Here is a 17,231-nt window from a genome sequence, read left to right on the forward strand (position 1 = left end):
TCGTTATGACAACAAAAACTAATGTGCAATTGGAGCAACCAACACTACTTTTGTTTATTACGTTTGCCTATACATTGAGGTAAGCAGGCAAGACACAAATGGTTTAAGGAGTACGTATGTTATTAGCCAGCCTGGCTATTTTAATTGGGTTACCGGTTCTAATTTGGAGCGCAGGGAAGTTTGTCGGTGGTTCCGCGTCCGTAGCTAACCATTTTGGAGTTTCTCCTCTGCTCATCGGCATGCTTATTATCGGATTTGGAACATCAGCCCCTGAAATCATCGTTTCCATATTCGCTGCAATCCAAGGTAACTCAGGAATAGCACTGGGTAATGCTTATGGCTCTAACATCGCTAACATTTTGTTAATTCTTGGCTTAACCGCGCTTATCAGCCCCATTGCAGTTAAGTCAGAAATAATTAAAAAAGAACTGCCTGTTTTATTGGGTATTACTTTTTTTGCCGCATGGCAAGTCTGGGATTTACGTATCTCTAAAGATGATGCGTTCTCACTGTTAGGTCTATTTGTTCTTTTAATTTCGTGGAGTATTTATCACGGCATGAAAGGCGACAAAGACGCCCTTGCCGATGAATACGATGAAGAGATAAACAGTAATGAAGGCACGGTTAAAACCCATGTTATGTGGCTAATTGCAGGGTTATTACTACTTGTGGCCAGTTCGCGCATGCTGGTGTGGGGCGCAGTCGAAGTGGCGACTTTCTTTGGCGTAAGCGATACTATTATCGGCCTTACCGTCATTGCAATCGGTACCTCTTTACCAGAATTGGCGTCATCACTTATGGCCGTTAAAAAGGGCGAGCACGACTTAGCAATTGGTAACGTAATTGGCTCTAACATGTTCAATACATTGGCAGTTGTGGGTATAGCTGGCACCATTCAGCCAATGGCGGTAGGTTCTGAATTCTTATACCGAGATGTTATGGTTATGTTTGCATCGACCATTGCATTATTTATTTTCTGCATTGGCATAAAACGCCAAGGACGCTTAAACCGTTTAGAAGGTGGCGCATTTGTACTAGCCTATGCAGCCTATACATACTGGCTTATACAAGCCGCGTTTATCTGAAGGTTAATAATTTAAGCTTAAACCTGACAATCACGCTCGTTATTCGCGGCTTAATAGCCGCGGTTTATAGCTAATCGTGCTTTTCAGTTAATTATGCTTTTTCAGATAATCATGCTTTTTCAGATAATCATGCTTTTTCAGATAATAGAGTGCCGAGCGAAAGCTAAATAAGCTTTTTACGCTAAAACATTTGCTTTCATTGTGCTCACAAACCCAATGTAATAGCCAGCGTAGCTAGGCTTATTGTGGCAATGCCGAACAGAATAAATAGGTTCACCCCAAAGCTGTCATTTTCGCGACGTGTTCGTCGGGCGCGCATAATAATGCTAACTGCACTCACTATCAGACATACTTGCAGCACAATAGTCATTGCAGATAAGTGGGTTTCAGACCAAGTAGTATCCCCTTTTATTCCCCAATACTCTTGAACCCCAGTAATGAAATCGGGCCTTGCGTAATGAAACAAAATTAAGACAACGACCATTCCAATCCAGCCGATAATATTTAATGCCAGCATAATTCTATAGAAGGGTGTTTTAGCACGCGGGGTTGAACGTCTTTCTGCGAGTTGTTCGTAAGTCATAGTACTTCTCTCAGTTTCAAGGTCACCAGAGCGGTTAACATCACTTAGCCTAGCGCTCTTTTTTGGGACTTCTTGCTGCACATGAGTGCCTGAATCATTTTTATTTCCCATTTGTCACTCTGTTCTCTGGCATCCCGCATTAGGTTGGGTATACTAGCGTGCTATTGGATTGTATTTTATTGGTTATTTTTACATCACCAAGTCATATTTTGATCTGTACTGGTTCAAATAACGCACTTCAAATGCAACGCGCATTTACTTAGACGTTAAAAACTTTGACAGGTTCTAGCGATTTATCGGCATGACAGTCCAAAAACATTGACCATAAAGCAAATTTAAGTGCATTTTTTCATTCACAGTTTAATGCACTGTGTTGTTGAAAATGACGCAATTACAAGCAACAACATAAAATTAGTAAGACGGAGAAATTAACATGACGCATGCGCCCGTAGTTGACGTACTTAAAGGTAAGTACGCCGTTGGCGAATCGGTAACCGTGAAGGGTTGGGTAAGAACACGCCGCGACTCGAAAGCGGGGTTATCATTTATTGCACTACACGACGGTAGTTGCTTCGATCCTGTACAAGTTATTGCGCTAAATTCTCTGTCTAATTATGCCGATATTCAGCGCTTAACAGCAGGCTGTTCGTTGTCGGTAACCGGTACAGTGAAAGAATCGCAAGGACAAGGTCAAGCGCTTGAAATCGACGCAACCGACGTTGAGATTGTCGGCTTGGTGGAAAACCCTGACACTTATCCAATGGCTGCGAAGCGTCACAGCATTGAGTACCTTCGTGAATATGCGCACTTGCGCCCTCGTACTAATGTTATTGGCGCAGTAACCCGTGTTCGTAACTGTTTGTCTCAAGCAATCCATCGCTTTTTTCATGAGAAAGGCTACTATTGGATCTCTACGCCAATCCTAACGGCAAGTGATACAGAAGGTGCAGGTGAGATGTTCCGCGTATCTACGCTTGATATGATGAACATACCTCGCGATGATAAAGGCAATGTAGACTACTCAGAAGATTTCTTTGGCAAGGAAACTTACCTTACGGTTTCAGGCCAGCTAAACGTAGAAACTTACTGTACTGCCATGTCTAAAGTGTACACTTTTGGCCCTACTTTCCGTGCAGAAAACTCAAACACATCTCGACACCTGGCCGAGTTTTGGATGATTGAGCCTGAAGTAGCATTTGCTGAGCTTAAAGACGTAGCGCAACTTGCCGAAGACATGCTGAAGTACGTGTGTAAAGCTGTGCTTGAAGAGCTACCTGATGACATGGCGTTCTTCGCCCAACGCATTAAGAAAGACGCTGTTGAGCGTTTAGAGAAGTTAGTGAGCTCTGACTTCGTTCGCATGGACTACACTGATGCCATCGAAATTCTGCAAAACTGTGGTAAAGAGTTCGAGTTCCCAGTTGAATGGGGCATCGACCTTTCCTCTGAGCACGAGCGTTACCTAGCTGAAGAGCACGTAGGTGCACCTATCATTATGCAAAACTATCCGAAAGACATTAAAGCGTTTTATATGCGCATTAATGACGACGGCAAAACTGTTTCGGCAATGGATGTACTTGCACCTGGTATTGGCGAAATCATTGGTGGTTCACAACGTGAAGAGCGCTTAGATGTTTTCGATGCGCGACTTGAAGAAATGGGCCTATCGAAAGAAGACTACGCTTGGTATCGCGACCTTCGCCGTTACGGTACTGTACCTCACTCAGGTTTCGGTCTTGGTTTCGAGCGCTTGGTTGCGTACGTAACTGGCATGCAAAACGTGCGTGATGTAATTCCGTTCCCACGTACACCAGGCAACGCCAGCTTCTAAATTAAGCGCTAAGAGTGATACGGCATATCCATTACTCTTAAGAAAAATAGAGAAAGCCCACCACTAGGTGGGCTTTTTCGTATACTTGTTTTGCAAATTCAACGATTAGCTTATTATTTTCAATAAACTACTAATAGGCACCATTGCCAATTGCAGCCGAGATGCATGGCTCAACGGAATACGCATACCCCTCTTCCATCTCCGCAGATGGGCTAATTTGCAGTATTTCATAGTCATTCAGTTCAATGACCCGAGTACCCTCTGGGTGAGCGCAACGAGAGCGAGAGTCAGCTTCAAACTCATAAATAAACTCTGCTAAAAAACGCCGCTGTCGCTTTCTATAGTTAATACTTTTTTGCTTCGTATCGGTCAATAATGCGTTTATCTCGCCTTCTAACCTACTAATATCTTCAACCTGTTTTTCTGTGAGCTCGGAAGTTCCACTTTCTGACTGTTCGGCCGAAGTGGTATCAATTGAAATAACCGGGTTGTCTAGGTCGCTATCAAATTCAGAAAGTAGCCCCACCTGCTCTGCTACAACACTTAGCTGAAGCGCTACACCCAATGTCCAAGCAAAACGTGCAACGGTCGTTGTCATTGCAAATCTATAATGGCGAGGGTGCCAAAAGCGTTGTACGCCGAACGGCTTTAATAGTAACAAACAGAATAAGTACACCATGGTAAGCATCATACCGATAACCAGCCCAAGAATTGTGGTAACAAAAAACCAGCTAGGGACCATAAGTATAAGTGCAAAGTTATGGCTGTAGGGCAATGCGCTTGCAGACACTCCACTTACGCTATTGACCAGTCCACTTGCAGATGCCAATGCAAAATTGGCAATAACCGCGTAAATGAACAAAATTAATGCTTTGCCAGGCAAGCTGTTCCAAAGCGACATGAATTTTGGCCATATTTCATTGATGATGCCAGCCAATGCCAAGCAAAACATTGCGGCTTCTAACACGCCATTATTAAAGTTAAACAGCAATTGAAGCAGCAATACAGCTGTTGCTAGAAAATAGCAGCGTTGAGCAAATGTTAGACTCGACCAAAAACGCAAAAAGCCAATTCGCCGTTTGATAAATACACGGTGTCCTTGTTTCTTTCCTTTCGCAAAAATGCGATGAATTTCGTTTTTTATTTCCATGGGTTGTTACCAATTATCGTTGTTATTATTCAAATAAAGCTGGCTTTACTTCACGATGTACTCGCAATAGGCTATGCTGTTGGCACGAAAAATCAACAGGTTATATAGCAATGCTGCTGCGTGGCGTATGAATTTTTTATGGTGCAATCTAATAAATTATCGATAGTCTGTGAACAATGCCACACTCCGGTCAACATTCCCGCGCTCACGCATAGACAACGGGCCGTTTGCCCAGTTTGCAATCATACGCTTATTTCACATCGAGAAGGCGCCAGCGAAAAACTCATCGCTTATACAATCAGCGCGTTAATTTTTTTACTGCTTTCGCTGCCTTTCAACTTTCTAACTTTTAAAGCCAGTGGACAAAAGCACAGCATCGATTTACCCACAGGGATCACCGTACTTATCGAGAACGATTACCTGTCCCTTGCGATAATAACGACTCTGGCCACACTCTTACTACCTGGTATGGTGTTATCAGGCATTTTATTGTTATCACTGGCTCAATTAAAAAACCGCCGACCGTTTTATCTACCTAGACTATTTAGGCTGGTAAAAGCTTTGCTGCCTTGGAGCATGGCTGAAATTTTTCTCGTCGGCACGCTGGTTAGCCTAATAAAAATTACCGAGCTTGCCGATGTCACGATAGGCTTATCTTTCTATGCATTTGTTGGCTTTTCTGCTTTCACCGTTTTATGTGTATCCCAATTTGATATCACTCGGTACGCCATGTGGTTGTCTCAAGGTGAACCACCGAAGCCAAAGCCGTTTTGCGAAGCTCAGGCTAATGAAAGTATCCAGCGCACGTGGGCACTTCTAATAACGGCCTGCATTTTATATATACCTGCTAACACCTTACCAATTATGTATACTGAATTCTTTGGACAAGAAACACCAAATACAATTATTGGCGGTGTAATTTCTTTGTGGGAGTCAGGCTCTTACCCTGTCGCTATTATAATTTTGATTGCCAGTGTGATTGTGCCAGTGGCGAAAATTGTCATCCTTGCTTGGCTCAACTTTTCTGTCCAGCGAGAAAAAACCACCTCGAAACAACTGCGTATTCGTTATTACCGTATTACCGAATTAATAGGGCGCTGGTCAATGATTGATGTTTTTGTTGTGGCAGTGCTAGTTTCATTAATTCAAATGGGTAACACCATGTCAATTTATCCTGGCCAAGCGGCGCTCGCCTTTTGTGCCGTAGTATTCGTAACAATGATAGCTGCGATGACATTTGATTCTCGGCTAATTTGGCAGCAGTGGAAGCAACTACCATGACCGTAGACGATCCGAATATAAATGAAGCAAAGGTGAAACCAACCTCAACAATTTCACGAATATGGATTATTCCCATTCTTGTAATTGTAATTGGCGGCTGGATGGTTTACTACCAATGGAAAAATCAAGGCCCGCTTATAACCATTGAACTTAATTCTGCAACGGGTATTGAGGTGAATAAAACCCCAATTAAGGTGCGAGATTTAGATATTGGCCAAGTAAAGAAAATTACGTTAATGCCTGATTTGAACGGGGTGTTAGTAACCGCAAGAATAGATGCTAGTGCCGCACATTTGCTTAATGAAAATGCGAAATTTTGGGTTGTTGCGCCGCGTATAAGCTTCTCGGAAGTATCTGGTTTAAATACCTTATTATCTGGCAGTTACATTGCCATGTCTGCACACGAACAAGGCAAAGAGCAGCTTCACTTCACCGCCCTTGAGCGTCCACCTGTAACACCGCCCGGAACACCAGGATTACACGTCATGCTTAAAAGTGATGACGAGTTTGCTTATAAGCCCGGCGATCCCATCATCTACAAAGGTTTTAAAGTAGGTGAATTTGAAGATGCAGCGTTCAACATTGAAGAGCGCGTTGTGTATTACGATGCATTTATTGAAGCCCCTTATCACAAGCTTATTACCAATACCACGCGCTTCTGGGATGTAAGCGGCGTAAAGCTGCTGCTAGAATCAAAGGGCGTAAGTGTAGAAACAGGCAGTTTAGAAACATTGTTAGCTAACGGTATCACCTTTGGTATTCCAGACGGTGTGCCAAAAGGCGAACAAGTATTAGACAACGCATTTTTTACCATTTATGAAGATGGTACCGCGGCCTCAGATGCCCGTTACAAAGTGGCAGCAGAATACTTATTGTTAATTGATGAAAGTGTTCGCGGATTAACCGTAGGTGCTCCGGTCGAATACAGAGGCATTGAAATTGGCAACGTTACGGCAATCAATTCGTTCTCAGCGCTTGAGGGCAATATTTTAGAGCGCGACTACCCCATTCCTGTTTTGATCAATATTTATCCCGGGAAGGCGAGACAGCCCGACACTGAAGAAGGCCTAAACGCAATCAAGCAAACTATTAGAAACTGGCTTGAAAGAGATTTACGCGCATCACTACGCATGGGCAATGTCCTTACAGGAGGACTGTATGTCGATTTACAACACATCCCCGATGCTGACGCGAGCAGCCACATTGAAGTACTTAATGGATACGAAATCATTCCAACAGTAAGCAATGAATTTACTCAATTAACTCAAAAAGCAGACGCCATTTTAGACAAAATAAACCAGTTACCACTTAAAGAAATGGTAGAGAATGTTCAACTAGCTGTAGAAGATATGCGTCTAGCGGCAGAGTCGGTTGAAACAGCAAGTAGTGATTTCGACTTACTTATTGCAGACATTGATGCCAAAGCGCTCAACAGTAATCTTAATCAGGTGCTCGTCAGTCTTGACGGACTACTGAAAAACTATAGCGAAGGTGGCTTTAACCAGTCAGAAATTAAAGAAACCGTAGATGCTTTACAAGAAACCATGCGCAACATTCAGCCGTTACTGTTAAAGCTAAACCAATCTCCTAATAGTTTGATTTTCTCTAATGATGACGAGGCAGATATTCAGCCCAAAGCAAAAGATTAGAATGTCGAACCATGCAAAATGGTCAACATTCAAACAAACATGGCGTGAAAAATGAATGCTTTTTAGCTTTATTTTTAAAAACACATTACATTAGGTGTTAAAAGTCGCGCGATTGTAGCGAAACATCCAAATCAAGGATGAAAGGAACAGATAGAATGATAAAGCAGAGTAAAACAGCGCCTTTAACGGTGAGAAGTAAACCATTGTTTATTTGCGTGTTTATGCTAGTTACATGTTTATTATCTGCTTGTAGCAGTTCGCCTCGCTCGCTCACCTACTATCTGCTTCATTCAACAGGTGATGCTTCGTACACGACAGAAGAGACAAGCAAAACCGTCATTTTAGATAAACTCACTTTGCCTGAATATCTAAAACAAAGAGGGCTGGTATATCAAACCAGCAACACAAATCTTCATATTTCTACTAGCCACTTATGGGCAGAGCCTGTGGACGAAGGGCTAACAAAAGCACTGACAAACAAACTTGTTAAGCAAAGTATATCGCTTGTACGCCCTGACCATTACGCCAGCGAAGAAGCTATACATATGGCGTTGCATATTAATGACTTTGTTAGTACACATGAGGGTGAAGTAATATTTTCAGGTCAATATGTTATAACACGCGTTTCAGGAGAGGTGTCCGTCTCCCCTTTCCTAATCAACACTCCTCTTGAAAATGACGGCTTTTCATCTAGCATAAATGCGATGAGAAACGCCATCGCTCAGCTAGCAAAAAATATTAAAAAAACAATAAATAAAACCGGTTAGGTATGTTGGGTTCAATCAAACAATATGTATTTAGTGGTGTAAGAGGCCACTATAAAGACGAAACTAACAGGCGCATTGTAGTTGTTAACCTATTTGCGGCTGTGGGTATGTCTATTACATTTTTGCTTGGCACGCGCGCATTTATTGACGCAGAGTATCCGCTAGCCATAACACTTTACACGGCGAGTGTGGTGTTTGCGTTTTCTCAGCGTATTCAAGTTCGCTTTCCCTCCCCCAAAGCACGCACATTGTCTGTTTCACTGCTTATTTTCTGTTTAATGATACTCACGTTGTTGCTTTTGATAACTGGAGGAAAAGACAATACGGGGCCTTTGTGGATCTATCTCGTGCCCCCCGTCACCATGTTTTTTGCCGGTTTTGTACGTGGGCTTATTACGCTAATCGCTTACACAATAGTAAGCGCTATCGTGCTCTTCGGTTTTGACGAGTCTACCTTCGTCGCCAGCTACACCTACGCCTTTAAAACTCGTTTGCTTTACTCATTTTTAACCGTTTCTTTTCTTTCTGCCTTTTATGAATACAGCAGACAAAAAAGCTACGACACAGCACTTTATTTAAGTGAACAGTTTGAGCGTCAAGCAAAGCACGATCACCTTACTCAGCTGTTAAATAGGCGGGGGGCACAGCAGTGCCTTGAGCGCGAGTATGCCGGAATGCTTCGCAACAATCGTAAGTTATCAATCGCCATTGCCGATATTGACCGTTTCAAACGCATAAATGACACACTAGGTCACGAGCAAGGTGACGAAGTGTTACGACAAATTTCAAATGTATTTAGCTCTAGGTTGCGTGCGCAAGATGTTTTAGCGAGATGGGGCGGTGAAGAATTCATGTTTATTTTCACTGATACAGACGAAGCAGGTGCAGTAAAAGCACTGGAATACATAAAGGACAAGTTAAACAAAGCCCCGCTCAACATAAATGGTAGCGACATTCACGTAACAAGTAGTTTTGGCGTAAGTGAAGTGAGCGCTGACGTTGGCATCTCGTGCGCCATCCGTCTTGCAGATCAAGCGCTATATTATGCTAAAGACAATGGCAGAGATTGTGTATGCGCTGCTTCTTCACTAGACACTCAATCACTTGCAAAAAACTGATATCCTTTTTCCCCCCCTAAAATTACGTAGTTAACTATCTTTACACAAAATTGACTCATGTTTAGTTACATTTGCGCTGTATTCCTGAAACACTTTAGCGCTAAACTATATGGAGTTTTCGTTATTAAAGTAGAATTGGCTATGAAATGGATGAAGTTTGCACTACCAGTTGGTGTTTTATTAGTGGGCTATATAGGTATGAAAGGAATTGAAGCCTCAGCCTCTGACTCTGCTATCACTGAAGAAGTCGACACCCGCCCTACCGTTACAATTGAAGCACTATCGCCAGAAGACGTGAGAGTTCAATTAACCTCGTATGGCGAAATAACCCCACTTGAAACCACCAACCTTGCTGCGCAAGTGTCCGGCGAAGTAGAGCGATGGAACCCTAAATTTGTAAGTGGCGGCTTAGTAAGGCGAGGCGAGACCCTCTTTGAAATTGAGGCAGACGCATACGAAGCAGCGCTATTGCTAGCTGAAGCAAACCTTGCCAGCGCCCAAGCGCAACTTATACAGGAACAGGCTCAGGCAGATGTTGCCGCGAAAGAAGCGAAGACCATGCCTAATGCACGAGTTACCGATCTTTATCTTCGCAAGCCACAAGTAATGAGCGCGCAAGCTGGCGTTAAATCTGCTGAAGCACAACTTAAAATTGCAAAGCGTGACCTTGAAAACTGCAAAGTTAAGGCACCTTACGATGCACTTATCGTATCAAGAGACATCAGTACTGGTGACTATGTAACGCAAGGGTCTCCTGTTGCTGTTATCAATAACATTGAGTATGCGGAAGTCACTTTTCCTGTCGCTGGTTTCGACCGCGTATTTCTTGCTGATAAAACAATTGGTAGTGAAATAGCTATTGAGATTGATGATGTTCAAGGGGCAACGGTGAAAGGTGTTATTCATAGAGATACCGGCGTTGTCGATAACAATACTCGAATGACTTACTTTGTTGCGCGAATTGAAGATCCATATGCAATGAATTCATCCAAGCCTATCGTAAAATTTGGTTCATACAGCACTATTACCTTTGAAGGAAAAACCCTAAGCGACGTGTATCGCATACCTCAAGAGCTAGTAAACAATCGCTTATTGTGGACACTTGATGAGCAAAACAGACTTAAATCTCAAAAAGTTACTGTTGTTAGAGAAGAAAATGGTGATTTTCTAATTCAAGGTGATTTTAACGAGAAAAAAGTAGTGATGAGTTTACCTGAGTACCCTCAAAATGGGATGCCTGTAAAGGTTATAGAAACCACTACTGACCTAGTGACAGCAAAAGCAAATTAAGGAGCTGTCATGGAAAATCACAACGACACCCAAAGCGGTATTATTTCTTGGTTTGCAAGAAACTCAGTCGCAGCCAACCTACTCATGATATTTATTATTATCATGGGTATAGCCAGCTATTTCACCATTCAACGTCAGATGTTTCCCAACATCGAAATTAACTATATTACCGTAGAGGCAAACTACTCTGGCGCCTCTCCTCAAGAAATTGAAGAGAGTATCTTCATTAAAGTAGAAGAAGCAGTCAAAGATATTACTGAAATTAAGCGTACGGTTTCACGGGCACGTAGAGGCGGTGGTGCAGTTACCCTCGAAATCGACACCAAAGCCGAGCTTACTGATGTATTAGACAAGGTAAAGTTACGTGTAGATAGCATTGCTACCTTCCCTGCTGGAATGGAACCCGTAAATGTTTCGCAGGTAGAATTCCAACAGCAAGTTATCGAGATGCCACTTGTAGGCGACCTACCGCTTTCAGAGTTAAAGATTTTAGCAAAAGAAGTGGAAGATGAGCTTTTACAGCTAGGCTCAATTTCGTTGGTTCAAGCCAGTACTCCCGACGATGAAATAGCCATTGAAGTTAAGCCCGACACCCTTAGAAAGTATGGGCTAACCATTTCTGACATAACACGTGCAATTAATAACTACTCGGCAAATATCTCGGCAGGCCAGCTCAGAACTAATTCAGGTATTGTCTCTGTACGCGTTGAAAACCAATATTACAGCGGCGATGAGTTTAAGCAAATTCCCATTAAAATTGGTGCAGGTGGCGCTAAAGTAACCCTTGGCGATGTTGCTTACATCAGCGATGGATTTGTTGAAGGCGAGCGCTATTTCAAATACAACGGTATGAACGCTATTTACATTGCCGTGAAAGCGACCAAAACCCAAAATACCATACCGGTAGCTGAAACCGTAAAAGCCTACATTGAACAGAAAAACGAGTCGCTCCCTCAAGGCGTAAGCTTGGAAGTATTGGTCGATATGACCTACTACCTCAATGCTCGCCTAGACATGATGCTTTCAAACCTAGTTCAAGGTTCTATTCTAGTGGCGCTAATGCTTACCCTATTCTTACGCTTTAGACTGGCGGTTTGGGTAATGGTGGGGCTTCCAGTGTGTTTCCTTGGTGCAATGATGCTAATGCCTATATTCGGCGTGAGTATTAATATTCTTTCGCTTTTCGCCTTTATTATGGTGCTTGGTATTGTCGTTGACGATGCCATAGTAATAGGTGAAAGCGCCTACACCGAAATTGAAAGTAAAGGTGGCGGTGTAGATAACGTGATTCGCGGTGCTAAGCGAGTGGCAACCCCTGCAACATTTGGCGTTCTAACTACTATTGCAGTATTTGCACCGTTTACGCTAAGCAGTGGCCCTGAGGGTGAGTTTTTCTATAACATCGCCGTGGTTGTAATTTTATGTCTAGCCTTTAGCCTTGTGGAATCAAAGCTAATATTGCCTGCTCACTTGGCCCACACGAAGTTTTCACCAGTGAAGCAAAACAGTTGGCGCTCACGCTTTAACAAGCGCTTCTTCGCCTTTGTTAATGGCCCGTATAAGCGCACCGTTACAAAAGCTATCGAATGGCGCTGGGCCGTGCTTATGATGTTCGTGGCTATGTTAATGCTAAGCATGGGGCTTATTGGTGCCAATTACGTAAGAATGGTACCTAACCCTAAGGTGCCTCACGACTTCCCTAGCGTTAAAATTGAAATGAACGAAAACGTCTCTGACTTAGCAACAATAAATGCGCTCAAAATTGTCGAGAAAACCATTTTAGACGTGGAAGAGCAAATCATTGACGAGTTCGGTCAGGGCATGATTAGAGATCGCCTTGCGTTTAATGAAGATAGAACTGAAGGTCGAATTCTAGCGCCTTTGGTTAATGAAGAAGACCGCCCTATCGATACATTTGAACTCGCTCGCCGTTGGCGTGAAGCCATTCCTGATATTACAGGTATGAAATCGTTTACTGTTATCGACGATGTAAACGGCGATGGGGATGGTGACGGTGAGTTCGGTTACCTTCTGTTTGGCCCTGACATTGACACATTAAATGCCGCAGGCCTTAAATTCATTGAAATGTTACAGCAACAAGAAGGCTTGTTTGACGTTAGTTCAACCATTGACCCACCAAGTAAAGAAGTGCAAATGACACTGCTTCCTGTGGCTTACGATTTAGGGCTTACTTTATCTAGCATTGCATCACAGGTTGGTGCAGGCTTCTATGGAGGCGAAGCACAGCGCGTCATTCGAAACGGCGAAGAAGTGAAAGTTATGGTTCGCTATCCAGAGCTTACCCGTGAACGCTTTGCTGACCTTAAATACTCACTTATCACCACACCAACAGGCCAAGAAGTGATGCTAGGTGATGTTGTTGCATTAGAAGAAAAGCCAGGCATTAGCTATATTCGTCGTGAGGGTGGCTATCGCAGTGTTTACATTTGGGGCAACATCGACGAAGAAAAAGTTGAACCTAATGAAGTAGTTACTGAAATACAGGATAAACTTCTGCCGCAGTTGAAAGATTCATTCCCGTCAGTGATGACTGAACTTGGTGGTGATATTGAAGAGCAGCAGGCCCAGCAAAACGAACAGATTCTGTTTTTCTTGGCGGCTATGATCATGGTTTATATTTTACTTGCGGTTCCGCTTAAGAGTTATGGTCAGCCACTTATTATTATGTCAGTTATTCCGTTTAGCTTTACTGGCGCGGTATTTGGTCACTTCGTTTTAGGCCTAGACTTATCGATGATGTCTAATTTCGGTTTGATTGCCGCAGCGGGTGTTGTAATTAACGACTCGCTGGTGATGACAGATTTTGTAAACCAGCGCCGTGCTCAAGGCTATAGCATTAAAGAAGCAGTTACCGAAGCCGGAGCCGCTCGCTTTAGGGCCATTACCCTAACTTCAATTACGACATTCGTAGGCGTACTGCCGATTATGTTTGAAACCAGCTTACAGGCAGCGTTTGTAGTTCCAATGGCCGCAGCGCTTGGTTTCGCAGTGCTGTACGCTACCTTAGTAACACTTATCTTGGTGCCGTGCTTGTATTTAATTCTGCTAGATTTGCGCGGGCCATTTACGTTTATTAAAAGTAAATTAGTTCGCAGAAAGTCTGAAAAAACTGAAATAGACGTAAGCGCTACTACAGACCATATACCGCAAACAAGCGGCTCGGTTGATTAGTCTTTTTTAATCGTGATGTAACGTGATATAAACACGTAAAGTAATGCGAAAAATGAGCCTTTATCGGCTCATTTTTTTTCACCTTTTATAATGGAAGTTTCTATGAATAATTTAATATCAATCAGACCTGCCTGTGTTGAAGATATCCCACAAATTCGCCAATTCATTCTTGAACTCGCTATATATGAAAAAGCGGAGCACGAAGTAGAAGCGTCAGAAGAAGCGCTTTTAAAAACTTTGTTTGGTGAAAAATCTACTGCTCATTGTGTGATTTGTGAAAACAACAATTCGCCAATTGGATTTGCGGTTTATTTCTTTAACTATTCAACATGGCAAGGACGCAATGGCCTTTACCTTGAAGATTTGTATGTATCTCAAGCATCTCGTGGGCTTGGTGCAGGTAAGGCACTATTGCAACACCTCGCTAAAACGGCTGTAGAAAATGATTGCGGGCGTTTTGAGTGGAGTGTATTAGACTGGAACAAACCAGCCATAGATTTTTACGAATCGCTTGGCGCTAAGCCGAAAAGCGAATGGGTTGGGTATCGCATGGATGGACAGACGCTGATAGATTTTGCCAACCAGCAGTAGAATTAACGGTGCATGTAACGTTATAACGAGTTTTTTAACCTTGAACTGCCAAAAAAAAGCCATTCCCAAAGGAATGGCTTTTTGCATCTAAATGTATACTCGTCTTTTCTTAGAAAGAGCCAATCAATGAAAGTCTTGCATTAATTGGTGCACCTACTGTTGCTTGGTGCGTAGAGTGTGCATTAGGGAAATACAAGGTATCGGTTAGGTTTTCAACGTTAAGCTGTAAACGCATTTTGTCGTTAAGCGCATAGTAAGCTGATGCATCAACACGAGTATAGCTTGGTAGTACCGGTGAATTTTCTTTAGTCACTACGAAGCTTTCATCTTGGTACGTTGCGCCAACACCAAAACCAAATACATCGTTTACTTCGTATGTTGTCCATACCGACATAGTGTTTTCTGGAAGCTCGCGAAGTGCTACACCGCTTGCGTTTTCACCGTCAAGGTTGCTGTAGTTCGCAGTGATGAACCATTTGTCAGTGATGTAACCTTGTAGCTGAAGTTCGAAACCAGACACATCAGAGTCTACTTCTACGAAACCTTCTGGATCGTTCGGGTCGTTATCTAAAGACGTTTGCTCATTCTCGAAAATAGCAGCGGTAAAGCTCATGCTATCGTTAAAGTCCCACTTGATACCAATTTCTTGATTCGAGAACGTATCTGGGTCTAGCTGGTCTGCATCACCATTAATGTTCGCATATTGCTCGCCACTGCGCGGTAGGAACGATTCGCTGTAGCTTGCGTAAATTGAGATGTTTTCTTGAGGCTTGTATACAAGGCCCGCACGTGGAGACACTTCTTCGTCTGTTCTGCTGCGTGTTTCAGCTGCTTTAACGTTAAACACTTCAATATCGAAGCTGTCAAAACGGGCACCTAATACTAGGTCGAAGTTATCTGATAACGCAATTTCGTCCTGCACATAGAATGAGTACACGTCTAGGTCAACGCGTGTGTCATCGTTTAGGTTTGAGAATGTAGCTGTGGTTGTTCTACCCGCACTTGTGGTGCCAGTAAGACCACGGAAAGCTAGTGGACGTGTAACATCGAATACTTCTCTGTCATTGCTTAAATCAGGGTTACCGATTCTGGTGTCAAATACAGGGTTGAAACGGTTTTGATCTGACTTAGTGTTAATTAGCTCACCACCAAAGATTACCGTGTGTTCAATGTTACCTGTTGTGAATTCACCCACTAAGTTAGAAGATAGAATCAAGTTCTCACGTTGCGTGTTATCTACATAGCCGTCTAGTGTTACTTGATTTGCTGCTGCATCATAACCCGCTGCATAGAAGTTTGCATAAACCTTGTCGTAATCACCGTAAAATGCGTTGAAGTTACCTTTAAGGTTGTCAGAGAAAGTGTGCTGCACGTTTGCGCGGAACACATCTGCATTTAACGTTTGATAGTTATTTTCAGGGTCGCCAAAAACAATCTCTTCAAATGCTTCTACTGGCTCGCCGTTTGCTGTAGGTACACCACGGTCGATAAAGCGCTCGTGATCGATGAACTCATATGATAAATCAACAACAGTATCGTCGCTTAACTCAAAACGTGCAGTTGGGTTGAAGCCGTAGCGGTCACCATAGAAAAAATCACGGTGATTATCTAAGCTTTCGTACATTGCATTAATACGAATTGCAGACTTCTCGTCAGTAACCACGTTTGTGTCTAACTGAAGATTGTAAGCACCAAATGTATTAGCAGAAACGTTGTAGTTTACAAACTGCTCGCCTACTTTCGCTTTCTTAGATACACGGTTTAGAATACCACCTGTACCACCGCGACCAAATAATAGTGCATTTGGACCACGTAGAATTTCTACCTGCTCTACATTGTATAGTGCGCGGTAGTATTGAACGTCGTCGCGGTTACCATCAATGTAGAAATCTGCGGTTGAGCGAACCCCACGGAAAACAACAGCATCGCGGTGGCCTTCACCTTGCGATGTATTTACACCTGGTGTGTAATCGATAATTTGACCAACGCTAGTAATACCACGGGCAGTAATTTCTTCAGACGTCATGATTGACAAGCTCTGTGGCACGTCAATGATTGGCGTTGGGCTCTTAATTGAATTCGACTGATTTACAGAAAGGTACTTACCTTCTACTGTTAGTCTTTCAATGTCTTCCATATCGGCAGCAAACGCCGCAGGGCTGAGAATTATCGCAGTAGCAATACTCGTAAGTTTAAATTTCAAAATTGCTCTCCAAGTGTTCTTAAAGTCTTTTGTGTTTATTTTTGAATAAATTGTCGATTCCTATTATTACTGCGTGCTTTTGAGCGCAAATCGTAATTGCAAATAATAATAGTTGTCATTTTTGGTCGAGATAGTATAGAAATTTTAAGCAAATGACGAGTGCTAAAAAGAGAAAATTTGAAAACTCTTTATAAATTCTCTTTATTTAATATAAAAATGAGACTCAAACGCACCAAAAGTGCGAGAAGAAATACAATTCAATGAGCATAAAACGTAGAGATTGGCTAACTATTGAAACACTTCAATAAATTTCTAGCAGTGAAGAGTTTGAAATAAGATGTCGCGGAACAAAAAGGCGTAATAACAACGCCGCTTAAAAAACGTAATTTTTTTGGGGGCTGCACTGATAACGTCAGCGCATGGTAGAGACTAGAATCGAGTAGAAAATAGAAAACAAAAGAATCGCTATGGCAACCGATTACTTAAAACCA

Annotated in this window: 12 protein-coding genes; 9 read left to right on the forward strand and 3 right to left on the reverse strand. The window is 42.6% G+C overall.

Going from position 1 to position 17,231, the window contains the following annotated elements:
• The first annotated feature begins 116 nt into the window (after positions 1 to 116).
• Positions 117 to 1,085, forward strand: coding sequence for a calcium/sodium antiporter (locus tag ACHUFN_RS03480; RefSeq protein ID WP_394220907.1), 969 nt, complete (start codon positions 117 to 119; stop codon positions 1,083 to 1,085).
• Positions 1,086 to 1,290: 205 nt separating this feature from the next.
• On the opposite strand, the gene ACHUFN_RS03485 is transcribed toward ACHUFN_RS03480, so the two are convergent.
• Positions 1,291 to 1,779 (reverse strand): hypothetical protein, encoded by a 489-nt coding sequence (locus ACHUFN_RS03485; protein WP_394220908.1) that lies wholly within the window; start codon positions 1,777 to 1,779, stop codon positions 1,291 to 1,293.
• A 322-nt stretch (positions 1,780 to 2,101) separates the two neighbouring features.
• On the opposite strand from ACHUFN_RS03485, the gene asnS reads away from it, so the two are divergent.
• A complete protein-coding gene (gene asnS, locus ACHUFN_RS03490; protein WP_394220909.1) occupies positions 2,102 to 3,499 on the forward strand; it encodes an asparagine--tRNA ligase in 1,398 nt (465 codons plus the stop codon).
• A gap of 130 nt (positions 3,500 to 3,629) precedes the next feature.
• On the opposite strand, the gene ACHUFN_RS03495 is transcribed toward asnS, so the two are convergent.
• Positions 3,630 to 4,649: a hypothetical protein gene (locus tag ACHUFN_RS03495; RefSeq protein ID WP_394220910.1), complete on the reverse strand. Its 1,020-nt coding sequence runs from the start codon at positions 4,647 to 4,649 to the stop codon at positions 3,630 to 3,632.
• Positions 4,650 to 4,787: 138 nt separating this feature from the next.
• Between ACHUFN_RS03495 and ACHUFN_RS03500 the strand changes: the two genes are divergently transcribed.
• The 7 genes from ACHUFN_RS03500 to ACHUFN_RS03530 all read left to right on the forward strand — a co-directional run bounded on the left by ACHUFN_RS03500 (position 4,788) and on the right by ACHUFN_RS03530 (position 14,537).
• A complete protein-coding gene (locus ACHUFN_RS03500) occupies positions 4,788 to 5,930 on the forward strand; it encodes a paraquat-inducible protein A (protein ID WP_394220911.1) in 1,143 nt (380 codons plus the stop codon).
• Entirely contained in the window at positions 5,927 to 7,579 is a 1,653-nt protein-coding gene (gene pqiB, locus ACHUFN_RS03505; protein WP_394220912.1) for an intermembrane transport protein PqiB, read from the forward strand. The genes ACHUFN_RS03500 and pqiB overlap by 4 nt, the downstream gene beginning before the upstream one ends.
• 155 nt (positions 7,580 to 7,734) lie before the next feature.
• Positions 7,735 to 8,346: a PqiC family protein gene (locus ACHUFN_RS03510; protein WP_394220913.1), complete on the forward strand. Its 612-nt coding sequence runs from the start codon at positions 7,735 to 7,737 to the stop codon at positions 8,344 to 8,346.
• Positions 8,347 to 8,348: 2 nt separating this feature from the next.
• A complete protein-coding gene (locus ACHUFN_RS03515) occupies positions 8,349 to 9,464 on the forward strand; it encodes a GGDEF domain-containing protein (protein WP_394220914.1) in 1,116 nt (371 codons plus the stop codon).
• A 141-nt stretch (positions 9,465 to 9,605) separates the two neighbouring features.
• Positions 9,606 to 10,754 (forward strand): efflux RND transporter periplasmic adaptor subunit, encoded by a 1,149-nt coding sequence (locus tag ACHUFN_RS03520; RefSeq protein ID WP_394220915.1) that lies wholly within the window; start codon positions 9,606 to 9,608, stop codon positions 10,752 to 10,754.
• A gap of 9 nt (positions 10,755 to 10,763) precedes the next feature.
• Positions 10,764 to 13,946, forward strand: coding sequence for an efflux RND transporter permease subunit (locus tag ACHUFN_RS03525; protein WP_394220916.1), 3,183 nt, complete (start codon positions 10,764 to 10,766; stop codon positions 13,944 to 13,946).
• A gap of 102 nt (positions 13,947 to 14,048) precedes the next feature.
• Positions 14,049 to 14,537 carry a GNAT family N-acetyltransferase gene (locus tag ACHUFN_RS03530; RefSeq protein WP_394220917.1) on the forward strand — a complete coding sequence of 163 codons (489 nt, stop codon included), beginning with the start codon at positions 14,049 to 14,051 and terminating at the stop codon, positions 14,535 to 14,537.
• 109 nt (positions 14,538 to 14,646) lie between these two features.
• On the opposite strand, the gene ACHUFN_RS03535 is transcribed toward ACHUFN_RS03530, so the two are convergent.
• Positions 14,647 to 16,740, reverse strand: coding sequence for a TonB-dependent receptor (locus ACHUFN_RS03535; RefSeq protein ID WP_394220918.1), 2,094 nt, complete (start codon positions 16,738 to 16,740; stop codon positions 14,647 to 14,649).
• Between the last annotated feature and the right edge of the window lie 491 nt (positions 16,741 to 17,231).

The organism is Alteromonas gracilis, from assembly GCF_043642145.1.
In the GTDB taxonomy this organism is placed as follows: domain Bacteria; phylum Pseudomonadota; class Gammaproteobacteria; order Enterobacterales; family Alteromonadaceae; genus Alteromonas; species Alteromonas gracilis_B.

Excerpts from the sequence above, each read along its gene's own strand:
- ACHUFN_RS03530 (WP_394220917.1), top strand. The coding sequence starts at position 14,049 with ATGAATAATTTAATATCAATCAGACCTGCCTGTGTTGAAGATATCCCA.
- ACHUFN_RS03495 (WP_394220910.1), bottom strand. The coding sequence starts at position 4,649 with ATGGAAATAAAAAACGAAATTCATCGCATTTTTGCGAAAGGAAAGAAA.
- ACHUFN_RS03520 (WP_394220915.1), top strand. The coding sequence starts at position 9,606 with ATGAAATGGATGAAGTTTGCACTACCAGTTGGTGTTTTATTAGTGGGC.
- ACHUFN_RS03510 (WP_394220913.1), top strand. The coding sequence starts at position 7,735 with ATGATAAAGCAGAGTAAAACAGCGCCTTTAACGGTGAGAAGTAAACCA.
- ACHUFN_RS03515 (WP_394220914.1), top strand. The coding sequence starts at position 8,349 with ATGTTGGGTTCAATCAAACAATATGTATTTAGTGGTGTAAGAGGCCAC.
- pqiB (WP_394220912.1), top strand. The coding sequence starts at position 5,927 with ATGACCGTAGACGATCCGAATATAAATGAAGCAAAGGTGAAACCAACC.
- ACHUFN_RS03500 (WP_394220911.1), top strand. The coding sequence starts at position 4,788 with ATGGTGCAATCTAATAAATTATCGATAGTCTGTGAACAATGCCACACT.
- ACHUFN_RS03485 (WP_394220908.1), bottom strand. The coding sequence starts at position 1,779 with ATGGGAAATAAAAATGATTCAGGCACTCATGTGCAGCAAGAAGTCCCA.
- asnS (WP_394220909.1), top strand. The coding sequence starts at position 2,102 with ATGACGCATGCGCCCGTAGTTGACGTACTTAAAGGTAAGTACGCCGTT.
- ACHUFN_RS03525 (WP_394220916.1), top strand. The coding sequence starts at position 10,764 with ATGGAAAATCACAACGACACCCAAAGCGGTATTATTTCTTGGTTTGCA.
- ACHUFN_RS03480 (WP_394220907.1), top strand. The coding sequence starts at position 117 with ATGTTATTAGCCAGCCTGGCTATTTTAATTGGGTTACCGGTTCTAATT.